The sequence below is a fragment of the Arthrobacter sp. Y3223065 genome (genome assembly GCF_059090885.1).
This window is the reverse complement of record NZ_JBNHGC010000007.1, coordinates 110591-127187: the sequence shown is the minus strand read 5'-3', so window position 1 is coordinate 127187 and position 16597 is coordinate 110591. Positions and strand designations below refer to the sequence as shown.

Annotated in this window: 13 protein-coding genes; 2 read left to right on the top strand and 11 right to left on the bottom strand. The window is 64.7% G+C overall.

Annotation, left to right across the window (positions count from 1 at the left end; genetic code table 11):
* Window positions 1-10: 10 nt before the first annotated feature.
* The 3 genes from AC5RUK_RS16740 to AC5RUK_RS16730 all read right to left on the bottom strand — a co-directional run bounded on the left by AC5RUK_RS16740 (window position 11) and on the right by AC5RUK_RS16730 (window position 4896).
* Window positions 11-2494, bottom strand: a complete 2484-nt coding sequence (locus AC5RUK_RS16740; RefSeq protein WP_494152891.1) for a GcvT family protein — start codon at window positions 2492-2494, stop codon at window positions 11-13.
* Window positions 2495-2602: 108 nt separating this feature from the next.
* Window positions 2603-4513, bottom strand: coding sequence for a BCCT family transporter (locus AC5RUK_RS16735; protein ID WP_494152890.1), 1911 nt, complete (start codon window positions 4511-4513; stop codon window positions 2603-2605).
* A 32-nt stretch (window positions 4514-4545) separates the two neighbouring features.
* Window positions 4546-4896, bottom strand: coding sequence for a bifunctional 3-phenylpropionate/cinnamic acid dioxygenase ferredoxin subunit (locus AC5RUK_RS16730; protein ID WP_494152889.1), 351 nt, complete (start codon window positions 4894-4896; stop codon window positions 4546-4548).
* Between the two features lie 250 nt (window positions 4897-5146).
* Between AC5RUK_RS16730 and AC5RUK_RS16725 the strand changes: the two genes are divergently transcribed.
* Together AC5RUK_RS16725 and AC5RUK_RS16720 are read left to right on the top strand one after the other, a co-directional pair.
* The gene (locus tag AC5RUK_RS16725) at window positions 5147-6352 is read left to right on the top strand and encodes an NAD(P)/FAD-dependent oxidoreductase (RefSeq protein WP_494108328.1); all 1206 of its coding nucleotides are present in this window, start codon (window positions 5147-5149) and stop codon (window positions 6350-6352) included.
* 48 nt (window positions 6353-6400) lie between these two features.
* Window positions 6401-7549, top strand: coding sequence for an aromatic ring-hydroxylating oxygenase subunit alpha (locus AC5RUK_RS16720; RefSeq protein WP_494152888.1), 1149 nt, complete (start codon window positions 6401-6403; stop codon window positions 7547-7549).
* Window positions 7550-7573: 24 nt separating this feature from the next.
* On the opposite strand, the gene AC5RUK_RS16715 is transcribed toward AC5RUK_RS16720, so the two are convergent.
* The 8 genes from AC5RUK_RS16715 to AC5RUK_RS16680 form a co-directional block, all read right to left on the bottom strand.
* Entirely contained in the window at window positions 7574-8383 is an 810-nt protein-coding gene (locus tag AC5RUK_RS16715; protein ID WP_494152887.1) for an IclR family transcriptional regulator, read from the bottom strand.
* A 65-nt stretch (window positions 8384-8448) separates the two neighbouring features.
* The gene (locus AC5RUK_RS16710; RefSeq protein WP_494152886.1) at window positions 8449-8871 is read right to left on the bottom strand and encodes a cupin domain-containing protein; all 423 of its coding nucleotides are present in this window, start codon (window positions 8869-8871) and stop codon (window positions 8449-8451) included.
* A 1-nt stretch (window position 8872) separates the two neighbouring features.
* A complete protein-coding gene (locus tag AC5RUK_RS16705; protein ID WP_494108324.1) occupies window positions 8873-9712 on the bottom strand; it encodes an IclR family transcriptional regulator in 840 nt (279 codons plus the stop codon).
* Between the two features lie 87 nt (window positions 9713-9799).
* On the bottom strand, window positions 9800-11053 hold the full coding sequence (locus AC5RUK_RS16700; protein WP_493987648.1) for a M24 family metallopeptidase: 1254 nt from the start codon (window positions 11051-11053) through the stop codon (window positions 9800-9802).
* A gap of 181 nt (window positions 11054-11234) precedes the next feature.
* On the bottom strand, window positions 11235-12047 hold the full coding sequence (locus AC5RUK_RS16695; protein WP_494152885.1) for a creatininase: 813 nt from the start codon (window positions 12045-12047) through the stop codon (window positions 11235-11237).
* Between the two features lie 64 nt (window positions 12048-12111).
* The gene (locus tag AC5RUK_RS16690) at window positions 12112-13872 is read right to left on the bottom strand and encodes a BCCT family transporter (RefSeq protein ID WP_493987650.1); all 1761 of its coding nucleotides are present in this window, start codon (window positions 13870-13872) and stop codon (window positions 12112-12114) included.
* Window positions 13873-14204: 332 nt separating this feature from the next.
* Window positions 14205-15572, bottom strand: a complete 1368-nt coding sequence (locus AC5RUK_RS16685; RefSeq protein WP_494152884.1) for an MFS transporter — start codon at window positions 15570-15572, stop codon at window positions 14205-14207.
* A gap of 192 nt (window positions 15573-15764) precedes the next feature.
* Window positions 15765-16433 (bottom strand): GntR family transcriptional regulator, encoded by a 669-nt coding sequence (locus AC5RUK_RS16680; RefSeq protein ID WP_494152883.1) that lies wholly within the window; start codon window positions 16431-16433, stop codon window positions 15765-15767.
* Window positions 16434-16597 lie beyond the last annotated feature (164 nt).

Here is a 16597-nt window from a genome sequence, read left to right as displayed (position 1 = left end):
GCGCGGACGGTCAGCCGCGAAGGCGTTCCATGCCGGGATCGACCAGCGGTTCGGCGGCGACGGTGGCCGGAATGCGGCGGCCGAAGTACTCGATCTCGACGCCGTCTCCCTCCACGGTTTGGGCAGGAAGCCACGCGTACGCGATCGGCCGGCCCACCGTGTAGCCGAAGGCCGCGCTGGTGACGTAGCCGGACGGGACGTCGTCCACGTACACCGGCTCCTTGCCCAGCACGACCGACCGGCCATCGTCGATGGTCAGGCAGCGCAACCGGCGGGCCGGTGCGCCCGCGGCGGCCAGCGCGGCATCGCCGACGAATCCGCCCTTGTCCGCCTTGACCGCAAACCCGAGGCCGGCCTCCTCCGGCGTGTGCTCGGTGGTCATGTCGGTGCCAAAGAGCCGGTAGCCCTTTTCCAGCCGAAGGCTGTTGAACGCGGCCCGGCCGGCGGCGATGATCCCGTGCTCCTGCCCGGCCTCGAACAGCGCGTCCCAGAGCCTGAGCCCCTGGTCGGCCGTGGTGTACAGTTCCCAGCCCAGCTCGCCCACATAGGAGAGCCGCATCGCGGTGACGGTCAGGCCGGCAATGCGCACCTGGGCTGTGCGGAAGTACTTGAGCGAGTCGTTGCTGAAGTCGTCGCCGCTGACCTTGGCCATCACGCTGCGCGCCAAGGGCCCCCAGAGTCCGATGCAGCAGGTGCCGGCGGTGATGTCCTCGACCCGGACCCACTGGGCCGGGTCGGCGTGCGACTGTGCGGACGCCTCGCCGCGCAGGTACTCGTAGTCGGCGTTGTTGTTGATTCCTGCCTGGAACCGTTCCGGCGCCAGCCGGGCCACCGTGATGTCGCTGCGGATGCCGCCGCCGGAATCCAGCAACAGGCAGTAGGTCACCGCCCCGGGTTTCTTGTTGAGCTGCCCGGTGCCCAGCCGCTGCAGCAAGGTCAGGGCGCCCGGCCCGGACACCTCCACCCGCTTGAGCGGCGTCATGTCATACATGGCGACGGCGGTGCGCGTATTCCAGGCTTCGGCCGCGGCGATGGGGGAGTGGTAGCGGGCCGCCCAGGCGTCGCGCTCCGGTTCCCGCCAGTCCTGCGGCAGCACCGACAGCAACGCCGCGTTGGCCTCGTACCAGTGCGGCCGCTCCCAGCCGCCGGATTCCAGGAAGACCGCGCCGAGCTCTTGCTGGCGGCCGAAAAACGGGCTGGTGCGCAGGTTCCGCGGGGATTCGCGCGGCTGCAGCGGATGCAGCACGTCGTAGATCTCCACGAAGTTCTGCTGCGACGTCTGGCTGATGTACTCCGGCGCCAGCTGGACATCTTCGAATCGGCGCACATCGCATTCATGCAGGTCCGTCCGCGACCGTCCGTCCACCAGCAGCTCTGCCACAGCCTTGGCCACGCCCGCCGAATGGGTGACCCAGACGGCTTCGGCCAGGTAGAAGCCGGCGACGTCCGGGGACTCGCCGATCAGCGGGCCGCCGTCGGGGGTGAAGGAAAAGACGCCGTTGAAGCCGTCGGCGATGTGCGCGCCGTGGAGTGCCGGCAGCAGCCGCTGGCTTTCCCGCCAGGACGATTCGAAGTCCTCCGGCGTGAAGTCCAGCCGCGACGGCATGCGGTCTTCGGACACGTCCGCCGGCGGGACGGCGGACAGCTCGTCCAGGTTCACCGGCATGGGCCGGTGCGCGTAGGAACCGATGCCCAGCCGGTCGCCGTGCTCGCGGAAGTACAGGTCCGCGTCCTGATGGCGCAGGATCGGTAGCCGGGCGCCGTTGGGCAGCTCGTTCCGGCCGGCCAGCACCGGCAACGCCGAGGTCTTGACATATTGGTGCGCCAGCGGGAGCAGCGGCACCGTCATGCCCACCATGGCGCCGATCTTCGGCCCCCAGAACCCGGCACAGCAGACCACGACGTCGGCGGACACCCTCCCGGCGTCGGTCGCCACCGCGGTGACCCGTCCGCCGTCGTGCTCAATGCCTGTCACGGTGGTGGAACCGCGGAACTCGACGCCGGCGGCGGAGGCGCGGGCAATCAACAGCCGGACGGCGCGGGCCGCGAGGGCCAAACCGTCGGAAGGGATGTGCAGGCCGCCCAGCACGTTCCCGGCCGGCAGCAGCGGATGCTGCTTCTCGCATTCATCCGGATCGATCAGCCGCGCCTCGACGCCCCAGGACGCGGCGAAGCCGGCCTTGCGCTTGAGGTCTTCGAACCGCGCGGGCGTGGTGGCCACCTCCAGACCGCCCACCTGGTTGAAGCAGGAGATGCCGTCGGCCGTGAGTGAGCGCATTTTGCCCACGGTGTAGCCGGCGAATTCGGTCATGGTCTTGGACGGATTGGTCTGGAACACCAGGCCGGGGGCGTGCGAACTCGACCCACCGGCCAGATGCAGCGGGCCCTGCTCCAGGACGGTCACGTTCGTCCAGCCGCGGGTGGCCAGTTCGTCCGCCAGGTTGGCGCCGACGATCCCTGCTCCGATGATGACGATGCGCGGGGTAGTACTCATGCGGTAATGCTCCTTGAGGTAGCAGGGCGGTGCAAGGGATGAAGGGTCAGGCGTTTGTGCGGTGCGGCGGGCGCCCCGGTTGCACGGGTCCGCCCGCCGCAGGGCGGCCTAGGCCGGCGGCGGCGAAGCTGCCGGGCACTTCCCTTCGGGACAGGTGTCGTCGCATTCGTGCTTGGTGACCAGATCGAACCTGGTTCCGCGGTGCTGGCCCACCCCGGAACGGATGGCGCGCTCCACCACGGAGTCGGCCAGCCGTCGGCGCAGCGCCAACGGATCACGGCGCAGGTCCTTGGCCAGCGCAATGCACATCAGCAGCATCACCAGGACGAACGGCAACGCCACCACGATGGTGATGTTCTTGAGTCCGTTCAGGGCTTCGGCCGGCTGGTCCCCGCCGGCCAGCAACATCACCGCAGCCACCCCGCCGGTCAACGCACCCCAGAAGATCACGACGCCGCGGGACGGCTCTTCGGCCCCGTTGGAACTGAGGGAAGCCATCACCAGCGAGGCCGAGTCGGCGCCGGTGACGAAGAAAATCCCCACCAGCACCATCGCCAGGATCGCCACCGCGCCGGCCAGAATGTTCGGCAAGGGCAGGTTTTGCAGCAGATCGAAGAGGGCACCGTCGAAGGAGATGGTCGGCTCGCCGTCCACCATGTCCACCAGCCCGTCGCCGGGATTCGGTGTGGCATCTGCTGCGGCCTGCACGCCGAAGCTGGCCCCGCCGAAGATCGCGAACCAGGCGACGCTCACCACGCTTGGCACCAGCAGCACGCCGGTGACGAACTGGCGGATGGTGCGGCCGCGGCTGATGCGCGCGATGAACATGCCCACGAACGGCGTCCAGGACACCCACCAGGCCCAGTAGAACACCGTCCAGCCGGACATCCAGCTGCGCAGCGCCTCGTCCCCCACCGCTTCGGTGCGGGAGGCCATCTCGGCCAGGTCGCGGGCATAATCCCCGACGGCGGCCGGCACCAGGTTCAGGATGAACAGTGTGGGCCCTGCCAGGAACACAATCAGCGCCAGGACCACGGCGAGCACCATGTTGATGTTGGCCAGCCACTGGATGCCCCGGCGGATGCCGGAGACGGCCGAGGCGATGAAGCATGCCGTGAGCACGGCGATGATGACCACGAGCACTCCCGTTGCCAGCTCGCCAACCCAGCCGTTGAAGGCCAGGCCGCTGCCGATTTGCAGGGCACCAAGGCCGAGCGACGCGGCGGTGCCGAAGAGGGTGGCGAAGATGGCCAGGATGTTGATGAACTTTCCTGCCGGTCCCTCCACCGTCTTGCTGCCGAACAGGGAGGTGAAGATTGCCGAGATCAGCTGTTTGCGGCCCAGCCGGTAGGTGCCGTAGGCCATGGCAATGCCGACGACGGCGTACATCGCCCACGGATGCAGTGTCCAGTGGAACAGCGAGGTGGCCATCGCCGTCTGGATGGCCTCGGGAGTCTGCCCGTCGACGGCGCCGGGCGGCGGGGAGATGTAGTGGTACATCGGCTCCGCCACGCCGTAGAACATCAGTCCGATGCCCATGCCGGCGGCGAACATCATGGAAATCCAGGAGATGGTGCGGAACTCCGGCTTTTCGCCGTCCTTGGACAGCGGGATGTTGCCGAACCGGCCGATCGCCAGCCACAGCACAAAAACCACGAAGAGCGAGGCCAGCAGAATGAACAGCCAACCGGTATTCTCCATCACCCAGTTCAGGACGGTGACCGAGGTGGTGCCGAGATGCTCGGTGGCCAGGAAGCCCCAGGCTACGAACGCGACGGCGAGGACGCCGGCCACGGCGAAAACCGTCTTGTCCAAGCCACCGCTCGTCCGCTGCCGGCCCGCGACCGCCTGCTCGTTCTCGCTCGCACGAAGCTCGGCCAGGATCCGGGCGTCATCCTCGGTGTCCTCCCGCCGCGGCGGCGCGTCAAGCGGTCCGCCCGTCGGCTCCGGTGCAAGCACCTGCCGGACCTCGTGGTCGGGCGGGCCATCATCAACTGCAAGATCTTTGTTCACTGACATCTAGATTCCTTTGTTGGATGACGAAGGACCGGCTACACGTGCCCGTCGACCTGCAGGCCGGGCGGGAGATTCGGGACCTCTTCTGATTCCCGGACCATGATGATGCCGTCCACGACGGAGACACCGTGGACGCGAACCGGGAGTTTGGCCGGCGGCGCGTCCACTACGCCGGTGCGCAGATCAAACTTCGACGCGTGCAGCGGGCACTCGACTTCGCAGCCCTCCACCCAGCCGTCCGCAAGCGAGGCGTCTTGGTGCGTGCAGGTGTCGTCGATGGCAAAGAGTTCGCCCTCTTCCGTGTGGAAGACCGCGATGGGAGGCGAGGTATCCAGCCGGATGGCGTCGCCGGGGGCTAGTTGGTTCAACGGGCAGGCTTTGTGCATGGAGCGGCTTCTTTCGCAACGCCACGGCGTGGCAAGTTCCGTCATGAACAACGTTGTCCACGATAGGCAACAGTGTGCCGGGTCACAATCCGTTGTCAAGGGTCTTGGGAAAATCTTTATCCGCTTGACGTCGGAACCCCTTGACACACGGGCAATCTTTCTTCACGCTGTTTCACATAGCGCATCGAGTTGCGCAACGTGCTGCTTGTTGGAACTGCCGTCGATCCTCCTGCCGTGAAAGGCCCTACCCATGCAGACCCTCGTCATCATTGGAGCTTCGCTGTCCGGGCTCTCTGCCGCCCGGGCAGCACGTGCCCAAGGTTTTGCCGGCCGCCTGATCGTCGTTGGAGAGGAAATTCATCCGCCCTACGACCGCCCGCCGCTGTCCAAGGACTTCCTGGCCGGCCGGATGTCGGAGGCGGACTTGGCGCTGGTCGGCGGGGACGATGGGTTGGACGCCGAATGGATCCTCGGTGTGAAGGCCGTAGGACTCGAACTTGAGTCGATGACCGTATCCCTCAGCGACGGACGCAGTCTCTCCGCGGACGGATTTGTCGTGGCCACCGGCTCCTCCGCCAGGGTGCTGCCCGAAGTCGATGGCTGCAAGAACGTGTTCACCCTCCGTACGCTGGACGACGCCCGGGCGCTGCGCGGGCACCTGCTGCCAGGTCGGAAAATGGTGGTGATCGGGGCAGGTTTCATCGGCGCCGAAACCGCTTCGACGGCCCGGGCCGCGGGCCTCGACGTCACTGTCGTTGAGCGGTCCGCTGCTCCTTTGTCCGGAGCCCTGGGCGCCGAGATGGGGGCGGCCGTCGCCGGACTGCATTCGGCCGGCGGGGTGGAGATACTCTGCGGCAGATCTATCCGGTCCTTCCGGACCAGCGGCGGAAACGTCAGCCACGTGGTGCTCGACGACGGACGGGAACTTCCCGCGGACATCGTGCTGGTGGGCGTTGGTGGGCAGCCGAACACCGATTGGTTGCTCGGCTCCGGAATCCGGTTGGGCAACGGCGTGCTCTGCGATTCGATGGGCCGCACCAATCACCCCTCGGTGGTGGCCGTCGGCGACTGCGCCGCCTGGTGGAACCCGCGGGCAGGGGCACACGAACGGGTTGAGCACTGGACCGGAGCCCTTGAGCAACCAGCCGTGGCCGTGGCAGCGCTGTTGAACGACACAGCGGCCGCCGCGCCGGTCAATCCGCCCTATTTCTGGTCCGACCAATACGGCTCACGAATTCAGTTTGCCGGCCATGTGCACGGACACGATCGGGTTGAGATTGAGCACGGCTGCGTCGAAGACAACAGTTTCCTGGCCGTCTACTATGCCGGAGCCGACCCTGTAGCCGTGCTGGGCGTCAACCAGATCCGCCAGTTCACCAGATGGCGCAAATTCCTCAACCGGGAAGCCGAGCGCTCCCTAGACGTACGGTCGGGCGAGTTCGCCACCGCTTCCTGACCCAAATCACCCGTTCCCTCCCTGCCAGTTCTGTCCAAAGGAGTTCGCATGACCGCCGAGATGGTTTCGGATAGCTTGATCGCCACGTTGCCTGGCCGGACTTACGTCGACGACGATGTCTTCCGTGCTGAGCAGGAACACATTCTCGAAGCGATGTGGTTCTGCGCGGTCAGGTCGGCCGATCTGGACAAGCCCGGCGCCTACCAAACCGTGCAGATCGGGCGCGAATCGGTCATTGTCACCCGCAACCGCAAGGGTGCGGTTCGGGCGTATTACAACATCTGCCGGCACCGCGGCGTCAAACTCTGCGTGGAGGAGAAGGGAGAGGCGGGACGTTCTTTCCAGTGCCCGTACCATGCCTGGACGTACGATTTCGACGGCAAGCTCATCGCTGCGCCCAACTTGACCAAGATGCCGGACATAGACCGGCAGAAGTACGGGTTGGTGGACGTCCCGGTACGCGAATACCTGGGCTACGTGTGGTTGTGCCTCGCGGACGAACCGCCGTCGTTCGACGACGATGTGGTCGGGGCAATCGAAGAGCGGTTGGGCGACGCCGGCGCGATCGACGGGTACGACATCGCCAACCTCAGCCTGGGCCGGCGGATCACCTACGACGTGAAGGCCAATTGGAAGCTCATTATTGAGAACTTCATGGAGTGCTATCACTGTGCCACGATTCATCCGGAGTTGACGGAGGTGCTGCCGGAGTTCGCCGACGGACTGGCCGCTCAGTACTTCGTGGGCCACGGCGCCGAATTCGGTGAGGACGTCAAGGGCTTCACGGTGGACGGGTCGGAAGGCCTGGAACGGATTCCGGGCATCGCCGAAGACCAGGACCGGCGATATTACGCCGTCACGATCAGACCCACGGTCTTCCTGAACCTGGTCCCGGACCACGTGATCATCCATCGGATGTTCCCGCTGGCAGCGGACCGGACCGTGGTGGAGTGCGACTGGTTGTATATGCCCAGCGTGGTGGAATCCGGAAAGGACCTCACGGCCTCCGTGGAACTCTTTCACCGGGTGAACCAGCAGGACTTCGATGCCTGCGAACGCTGCCAGCCGGCGATGGGCTCCAAGATCTACGCAAACGGCGGCGTGCTGGTTCCCAGCGAACACCACATCAGCGCGTTCCACGCGTGGGTCACGGCCCGCCTGGCCGGAAAGCCAGCCGCCGCTGCCGTCGTCGAGTGAGAGCGGCCTGCGACGGCGGGGGCGTCAGATATCCGGGGAATGGCCCATCCGGGCGCTGATGTCCTGCCCGGCCTGCTTGAGGTCCTCGACCAGCCCGTCAATCTGCTCGGGCTTGAACCGGAAGGCCGGGCCGGAAATGCTGACGGACCCGATAACGGTTCCCAGGTGGTCCCATACCGGAACAGCAATGGAATTCAGGCCGATCTCGAATTCTTCCTCGACGACGGCGTAGCCCTTGGCCGAGACCTGGAGCAGTTCCTTTTCCAGTTTCTGCCGGGAGGTGATCGTGTTCGCGGTCTGCGCCGGCAACCGGGTTTGCTTCACGATCTTCAGTCGGTCTTCGGAGGTGAGCCCCGCCAGCAGGACTTTACCGCTGGACGTGGCGTGCAGGGGCGTCAGGCTGCCGATCCAGTCGGACATCGCCAGAGTGGAGGTGCCCCGCGCCTGGTCCACGTTGACGGCGTAGTTGGAACGCAGGACTGCCAAGTTCACGGTTTCCTTGTACTGTTCCGCCAGTCGTTCCAGCACGGGGCGGGCCTCGCGCACCAGGCTCAGGTTCCCCGGGATCGAGTTCGCGAGCCGCAGTATGCTAAAGCCGAGCTGGTATTTGCCGCGCTCGCTGTTCTGCTGCACCATGCCGCGCTGGTCCAGCGATGCCAGCAGCCGCGACGCGGTGGACTTGTGCACGCCCATCTCCTCGGCGATGTCGCTGACACCGGCTGCGCCACGGCGGGCCAGGATCTCGAGCACGGTGATGGCGCGGTCCACAGACTGCACGCCGCGGTTCAAGTTCTCCGGCGACGCCTCGTCGTCGAGCTCTTCAGGATCGGCCATAGGACCATAATCTCATTGCCGGCGGGGACGTGGCGCCGCGGCAGAGGGAATGACCCGGAGCGCCGTCAGTCCGACGTTGCCCCGGGGGAGCGGGCGGCCCGGGCGGCACGGTGTGAGCCGAAGGACGAGTAGTCGGCCGACCCGGGCTCTCCCCAGACCACGAGCACCCGCAGCGGTCCGCCGCCGGTGTTCGCCAGATCGTGCTCAGACCCCACCGGGGCGAGCACTGCATCACCCGGGTGCAACTGGTGGACCTGGCCGTCCACGGTCATCCGGGCCGTTCCTTCCATCACCACGTAGAGTTCTTCGAGAGCGCGGATGCCCCTGGGATGAGAATGCATGCCTTCGGTCCCGCCCGGCGGCAACTCCCACGTCTGAACCGCCACGGGCAGGCGGGACCGATCCTGAAACAGCCACTGCATCTTCACCGGGGCGCTGCCGTCGTGGAGGTTGTAGGCAAAGGCGAACTCGCCGCGGCGTTCCAGCACGTTAAGTCCCCTCGCCGGCAGGAAGTGCTGCGGCGGGGTGGCCCCCCATCCGGACCGAAACCCGGCGAGCAGCTTGGCGGCAGGCTTCGGATATTGTGCCCAACACGTCTTCGGAAATCCGGAATCGGGGCGCCGCAAGCATGACGCACCCGGCAAGGTTTCCGCGGTGATCGAAGACAGGGGCAGCAACGCCGACTTCCTCCGGTGACGTCTCGCCGTAGTTGGTGGCCAGGCCCTTGGCTGCGACCTCTTGGAGCCGGACGGCGTAGGCATCCAGGGCGCCGACCCCGCTGTCGGGGAGGATCACGTCCCCTTGGGCGATCAGGCTGCGGACCGTGTCCGAGCTGACTTGGGCCAGGAAGACCTGTACGGACGAGCTGAGAGCTGTGTTGTACCTGGTACCCAGAGGGGTCGTGTGTTTGACCTGCTGTGGGCTCGCAATTTGTTCGACGCAGACCGACTCGCTGCCGTTCCAGACCATCAGCGCGCTGGTCTCGCCGGTGCGGTCCGTGAGTTCCTGCAGCACCGGATACGCCGCCCGGCGCACATCGAGATCGGCCAGCAGGGGGCCGGTCACGGCGATCAGGCCGAGGCCGAGCTTGAACCGGCGCGTCGACGGATCCCGCTCGACAAGATCCTCCTGCTCCAGTGTGGCCAGGATGCGGGAGACCGTGCTCTTGTGCAGTCCCACGCGAGAGGCAATTTCGGTGACGCCCAGCAGCGGCGTTTCGACACTGAAGCAGCGCATGACCTCGATCGCGTTAAGGATGACGGAGGCCCCGCGTGCATCCGAGGAACCGGCAGCACCCTTCTTGTTGGTGTCATCTGCAGCTTTATTCATAGTGCGTTCCATTCTGGCCGATTAAAACGCTGTGCGGCGCAACCATTCCAGTTGCGCCGCACAGCGTTTCAGCAGCCCCGATACGGGTCAGGCGTCGATGATGTTGTGCTCCGGTCCGAAGCCGAACTTGGTGATGTTCTCGGCGCCGTTCTCGCCGATGACGAGGATGTCGTGTTCGCGGTAGCCGCCGGCGCCGGGTTCGCCGTCGGCAACGGTGATCATGGGTTCCATGGAGACGACCATGCCCGGCTCCAGGACGGTGTCGATGTCCTCGCGCAGCTCCAAGCCGGCTTCGCGTCCGTAGTAGTGCGAGAGGACGCCGAAGGAGTGGCCGTACCCGAAGGTGCGGTTCGCGAGCAGCCCGTGGCCGATGTAGATCTCGTTCAGCTCGGCGGCGATGTCCTTGCAGACGGCGCCGGGCTTGATCAGTTCCAGCCCGCGGCGGTGGACCTCCACGTTGATGTTCCACAGTTCGAGCGAGCGTTCGTCCGGCTCGCCCAGGAACAGGGTGCGTTCCAGCGCCGTGTAGTAGCCGGAGGTCATCGGGAAGCAGTTCAGGGACAGGATGTCCCCGCGCTGCAGCTTGCGGGTGGTGGCCCAGTTGTGCGCGCCGTCGGTGTTAATGCCGGACTGGAACCAGACCCAGGTGTCGCGGACCTCCCGGTGGGGGAAGGTGCGGGCGATTTCGTGGACCATCGCTTCGGTGCCGATCAGGGCCACTTCGTATTCGCTGATGCCCTCCCGGATGGCGGCCTTGATGGCCTCGCCGCCCAGGTCGCCGATGCGTGCGCCGTGCTTAATGACCTCGATTTCCTCGGCCGACTTGATCATCCGCTGGCGCATCGCGTCCTGGGAGACGTCGAGCAGTTCGGCACCGTCGAAGGCGGCCTGGATGCGCTGGCGTGTCATCAGCGGCAGGGCGTCGTCCTCCACACCGAGGCGACGGGCGCTGACGCCGCGCTGGCGCAGGGCCTCCTGCAGCCCGAAGTAGAAGTTGTCGCGCTTCCAGTCCGTGTAGACGATGTTCTCGCCATAGCTGGTGCGCCACGGCATGCCGGCGTCGATGTTAGCGGTGACGGTGACGGAGTCGTCGGCGGTGACGACCAGCGCGTAGTTACGGCCGAACGTCGTGTACAGGAAGTCCGAGTAGTACTTGATGCCGTGGTAGCTGGTCAGGATGACCGCGTCGAGTTCCTTGGCAGCCATAATCTGCCGCAGCCCGGCCAGGCGGCGCTCGAACTCGGCGTCGGAGAAGGTCAGCTGCTGCTTTTCTCCGTTGTGCAGAACTTTCAGGCGTTCGAGCTCGGAAACCGAATTCGCGGTCGATGCTTCGATGGACATGATGACTCCTTCTGGGTGTGTGGGCCAAGCGGCCTGGAGGTACCGGCCCGTCCGCGGGGATGCCGGCGGGGGTAGATGGAAGCTAGAGAATGTGTTGACCTGTTGCGTTCCCTGCAACGGTGTTGCATTGAGTATGTCGTGTGATGCGCCCCACGTCAAGAGTTGCAGCGCAGGTTGCGAGCTATCGCGCGAGCTGAAGCTCCCGCACGATGTCCTTGGCCAGAGCATCAACGACCTGGTCGAACAGAATCTTGCCTTTGACGGCGTCTGAGCCAGTGGGAGAGGAGAGGCATCCGGTGGCAGGCGTACGTGAGGCAACGACTGGCAGGCGGTCGAACCTGGGCAGGTCTGCGGGTGGGTGGTCAACGCTTCGGTCCAGATTCACCAGGCTCGGCTCCAAATGGAGCATGAGCGATGTCTCCAACACTCCGCCGTGTTCGATCTCCCATCCGGGGAAGCCGTTCGGATAGACGGTCTGGAGCGTCTCCTGTGAAACGTAGTCCCAATAGGACAGCAGCAGCACGCTGCGGTCGTCCCCTGGGCCGATGCCCAACTCGCCGAGCGCGAGGTCTATGCCTTCGTAGAGGAACTGGTAGTTCTCGAAGTGGCCGTTGACGAAGACGATGTTCCGCACGCCCTGCCTAAATAGCGAAACTGTCAGGCTTCTTGTAAGGCCGATCATCGTTGCAGCATCGAGGCTGGTGGTGCCCGCAAGATGGTTTCCGCCGCCGGATTTTTGCTGCGACTTGTAGCCGTAGGTAATGGGCTGCGCGACCAGCGCCCCGGCGGTTTCCGCAACCGCCGCGGCGATGCGGGTCGATAGGAAAGTATCCGTCCCCAGAGGCAGGTGCGGCCCGTGTTGCTCCAGGGCTCCGACCGGGACCAGCACGACTCCGCCGGGACCGGCGTTCAGCCATTCATTGAAGGTGTGGGCGTCGGTTTCTGACATGTGGATACTGGATGGGCGAGCGGGGGTGGGCAGGTTTGGATCCATGATGCTTCTCCTGAAGGGGTGGGCTCGGCGGGGCGGCGGCCCCGCCGAGCCGACGGTGGTGGGGCTAGTCGATCTGCCGCGTGGGCAGCCCGTCTTCGTCGACAAAGTCGTCTTCGACGCGGTGATTCGGGTCGTTGATCTCTTTCTCAAGGCGTTTGACTTCCTTGTTTCGCAGTCTCAGCCGCCGGATCAGGTTGGCGATCATGAGGAGAATGACGAAGGCGAAGGGGAAGCCGCCGATAATCGTGCCTGTTTGTACTGTGTCGACGACCGAAGTTCCGCCAAGGGACAACAGGATCAGTGCAACAGAGGCAATGCTGGCGACCAGTACCACCCGGAACCAGGGGCCCGACTTCTTAGGCGCCGACACGAATTCCGCCAGCGCATAGGCCCCGGAATCAAGGCTCGTGACGTAGTAGGTCGCGACGAGAATGGTGGCGATGACGAGGAGCAGTCCGCCCACGACAGGAATCATGTTCAGCATGGAGAACAGGCCGCTGGAGGTGTCTGCCGCAACGTCGGACGAGATGGAGCGGTCCGAGGTGTTGTCGTAGTGGATAGCGGCCGAGCCGAGGATCCCGACCCAGACCATCACGATCAGGGAGGGGATGACGGTCACGCCTATGACGAACTCGCGGATGGTCCGGCCGCGCGAAATCCGTGCGATGAAGCCGGCGACGAATGGTGAGAAGGCGATGACCCAGCACCAGATGAAGACAGTCCACCATCCGTTCCAGCTGTCCTGCCAGGATTCCAAGGGGGCGGCAGAAGTCGGCGCATCCGTCCAGAAGCTCATCGGAATGAAGTTGTAGAAGAACGAGCCGAAGGTCTGCGACATGTTGGAGATGATGAAGGCCGCCGGCCCGAAGATGAAGACGGCTGCCATGAGGACAATGCTCAACACCGAATTCGCCTCGCTGATGCGCTTCATGCCCTTGTTGACGCCGAGGAAGGCGGACAGCGCCGTCAGGCCGCCGAGGGCGACGATGACGCCGATCCAGAGGCCGGGCCCGGATGTTAGGCCGGTAAACGAGGAGAGGCCCGACGTGAACTGCAGGGCGGCGAATCCGAAGGAGGTGGCCAGCCCGAGGACCGTGGCCATGATGGCCAGGAGCTCTACGACGACCCCCGCGCCACGCTGGGCGCGCTTGGGCAGAATATCAACCGTGGCTTCCCTGAAGGTGAGGGTCTTGCCCAGATTATGGTGCGAGTATGCCAGGCAAACTGCTACGACGCAGTACATGGCCCAGGCGGTCAGCCCCCAGTGGAAGTACGTCCACACCATGCCGCCCTCGCCGGCGGCGGCAGGAATAACAGGGGTTTCATCACGGAGCATGATCGGTTCGGCGACGGACCAGAAGATCAAACCGATGCCCTGCCCGCAGGCGAACAGCATGGAGTACCACGCGAACTTGCTGTGTTCAGGCTTGGCCTTGGGGCCGCCCAGGCGGATCCTGCCCACCCTGCTGACCGTTAGCCAAACACAAACGACCACGGCAACGAGCGAATACAGGACGAAGAGCCAGGTGAAGCCCGAGGTAACGAACGTGCGCAGTTGGCCGATCACATCCGCTGCGCCGCTGGGATTCGTGGTGACGGCGACAATGAGGGCGATGATCAGAACGGGCGGCAGGATCTTGATGATCGCCCGATCAAGCGGCGGGATCAAGCGACCCCGGAACCGCGGGAGATCCACTGTGGAAGGCGCTGCCCTGTCTCCCGCCGCGGTTAGGTCCTCGGCTCGGTCGGGGGTGACTGCATCGTCCTCCCCGACTCCGAGAGGAGTGGTGGTTCCTTTGGGTTTCTCTTGCTCATGAACGGACATGCCAGCGTCCCTTTCAATGGGCGACCAGTGGCTGGTCGGCTGCGATGGTGTCTATGGGTGAGGAGCACAATGCCGGGAACGTGTTGTTGCAATACAGGCAACACGGTTGCAGCAAAGTCTACAGTGAGGGGCGTCACAGTCAAGGGGAATGTTTTTCTGATGGGGGATGAAGGTCTTTCGGTCAGCTGGAGCCCCGCGCGGTTGGCCTTTTCGAAGCCGGTGATGTGCTCGAGGGCGAGGCGGACAGCGTGGTCGGCGTCCGATCGTGAGGATGCCGTGATCGCTATAGCGACCGGCACCAAAGTCTAAATGGGGAGTAGGCCGGGAAATCGTTACTGATGGCGAAGCGGCTCGCGGCTGGTCTCGCGTGAAAGCGCGACGGCGACCAAAGAGACAGCGGCGGCGGCGATCAAGTACCACGCCGGAGCCAGGTCGCTTCCGGTGGAAGCGATCAGCAGGGTGGCCATGAACGGGGCAGTGCCGCCGAAAATGGCGTTCGACAGATTGAAGCTGACGGCGAACCCGCTGAACCGCACCCTGGTGGGGAACTTCTCGGCCAGGAAGCTGGGGAGCGTGCCGTCGTTGAGCGTAAGCATTCCGCCCAGCAGGATCTGCACGAGCAAGATCGTCATGAAGTCCCCGGTGCCGAGGGCCGCGAACGCCGGCACGGTCAGGACAATGAACAGCACGGACGCCGTGATTAGGACCTTCTTTCTGCCAAACCGGTCTGACAACATGCCGGTGAGGAAAATGAATCCAATGTAGGTCAGAAGAGCCACCGTGGTGGCGATGTATGAAGCTGTTGCGTCCATGCCGATTTCCTCGGACAGGTACGTGGGCATGTAGCTGAGGATGACGTAGAACCCGACGGCGTTAAGGAGCACGGCACCGACGGCCTGCAGCAGTTGGCGCCAGTGTTCCTGAAACATACTCTTCACCGGGGCCTTGATGGCCTGGTCCTCTAGGGCTAGCTCGCGGAAAGCGGGAGTGTCTTCCAGGCGGGTGCGGATGTAGCGGCCGATGAGGCCCATGGGTGCGGCCAAGAGGAACGGCAGGCGCCATCCCCAATCGTTCATCGCCTCGGTGCTGAGCAGGCCGGTCAGGAGAGCTGCCAGCAGTGAGCCCAGCAGCAGGCCGGTGGCGGTGCTGGCGGGAACGACGGCTGCGTAGAGGCCTCGTCGGTTCGCCGGGGCATATTCAACGAGGAAGGCGGAAGCGCCGGCATACTCGCCAGAGGCCGAGAAGCCTTGAATGACGCGGATGAGCAGGAGCAGCACCGGTGCCCAGATGCCGATGGTGGCGTAGCCGGGGATCAACGCGATGCAAAACGTGGCGGCAGACATGATGAGGATCGACCACGAAAGGGCGGATCGGCGTCCGATCCGGTCACCGATGTGGCCCCAAATGAACCCGCCGACCGGACGGACCAAGAAGGAGATGGCGAACAAACCGAAAGTCAGCAGCAACCCTGTCTGGGGGTCCGATTCCGGAAAGAAGACAGCGGAGATGTTCACTGCCAGATAGCCGTAGACCGCGTAGTCGAACCATTCGACGAAATTGCCGATGAAACTTGCGGCAACGACTTTCCGGCGGGTTTGTTTCCCGACGCCGGAAGGGTCCGTGCGGTGCTGTCCGCTCAACGTTGGGCCTAGTCCAGCTCCATTGGCCGGGACAGAAGGAAGTTTATCGCTGTGTGTCATGGGATTACCGCCAATTAGTCAGCTGAGTTGCATGCAATGCAACAATGTTGCACCAGACTAAGAGTGAGGTATATCACTGTCAAGGCGTTTTTGGGCTCGTGCTGGCGAGCACGACTGCTTGTTTCGTCAGCAAACACCGGAAGATGAGGGCGCGGCGCCTGTCTGTCCACCTCTTGGGGGTTGTTCAAACGCCTACAGTACCGCGCGGATGGCCTGTTCGAAGCCTGCGATGTGCTCGAGGGCGAGGCGGGCAGCGCGGTCGGCATCGCCGTCGACAATTGAGTCCAGTAGTTCCACGTGCTCGGTGATGTGGCCGGCAACGGACGGCACCTTATCCAGCACCAGGCACCAGATCCGGGTGGCCAGGTTGTCCAGCCGGATCAGCGTGTCCTCAAGGTAGGGATTGCCGGCGGCGCGGTAGATGGCCCGGTGCACGCTGAGGTCGTAACGCATCAGGTCGTGCTTGTCCGGGAGGCGGTCTTCGAGCTTCCCGATGTCCCGGGCCAGCTGCGAAAGCTCGCCTCGCATGGCCTCGCCGGCAGACTCGGCGGCCTTCCGGGCGGCCAGCGGTTCCAGCACCCGGCGCAGCTCCGAGACGGCGGCCAGTTCGGTGATGTCCACGATGGTCGCGAACGTGCCGCGGCGCGGATAGGAGATGACCAGGTGGTCGATCTCCAGCTTCTTCAGGGCCTCGCGCACCGGGGTGCGCCCGAAGCCCAGTTCCGCCGCCAGCTGTCCGTCATTGATCGGGGCGCCGGGGCGGATATCCAACATGATCAGCTTGTCCCGCACCGCACGGTAGGCCTGCTCGGCCAGCGACAGCGGCTCGGTTCCGGCGTCGGGTTCCGCGGTGATGCTCATGATGCTCCTGACTCGTCCGTGGCCTGTTTCGGGATCCCGCCAGCTCGAAATGCGCTGTTGGAAGGGTTCTCTTGACGTCTTGTGATCCCCATCATACTATTGCAATCAGTTCTGATATATCAGTCAAATATTAGTTTGATTGAGCAGGTTCTTAGAAGGAGAAG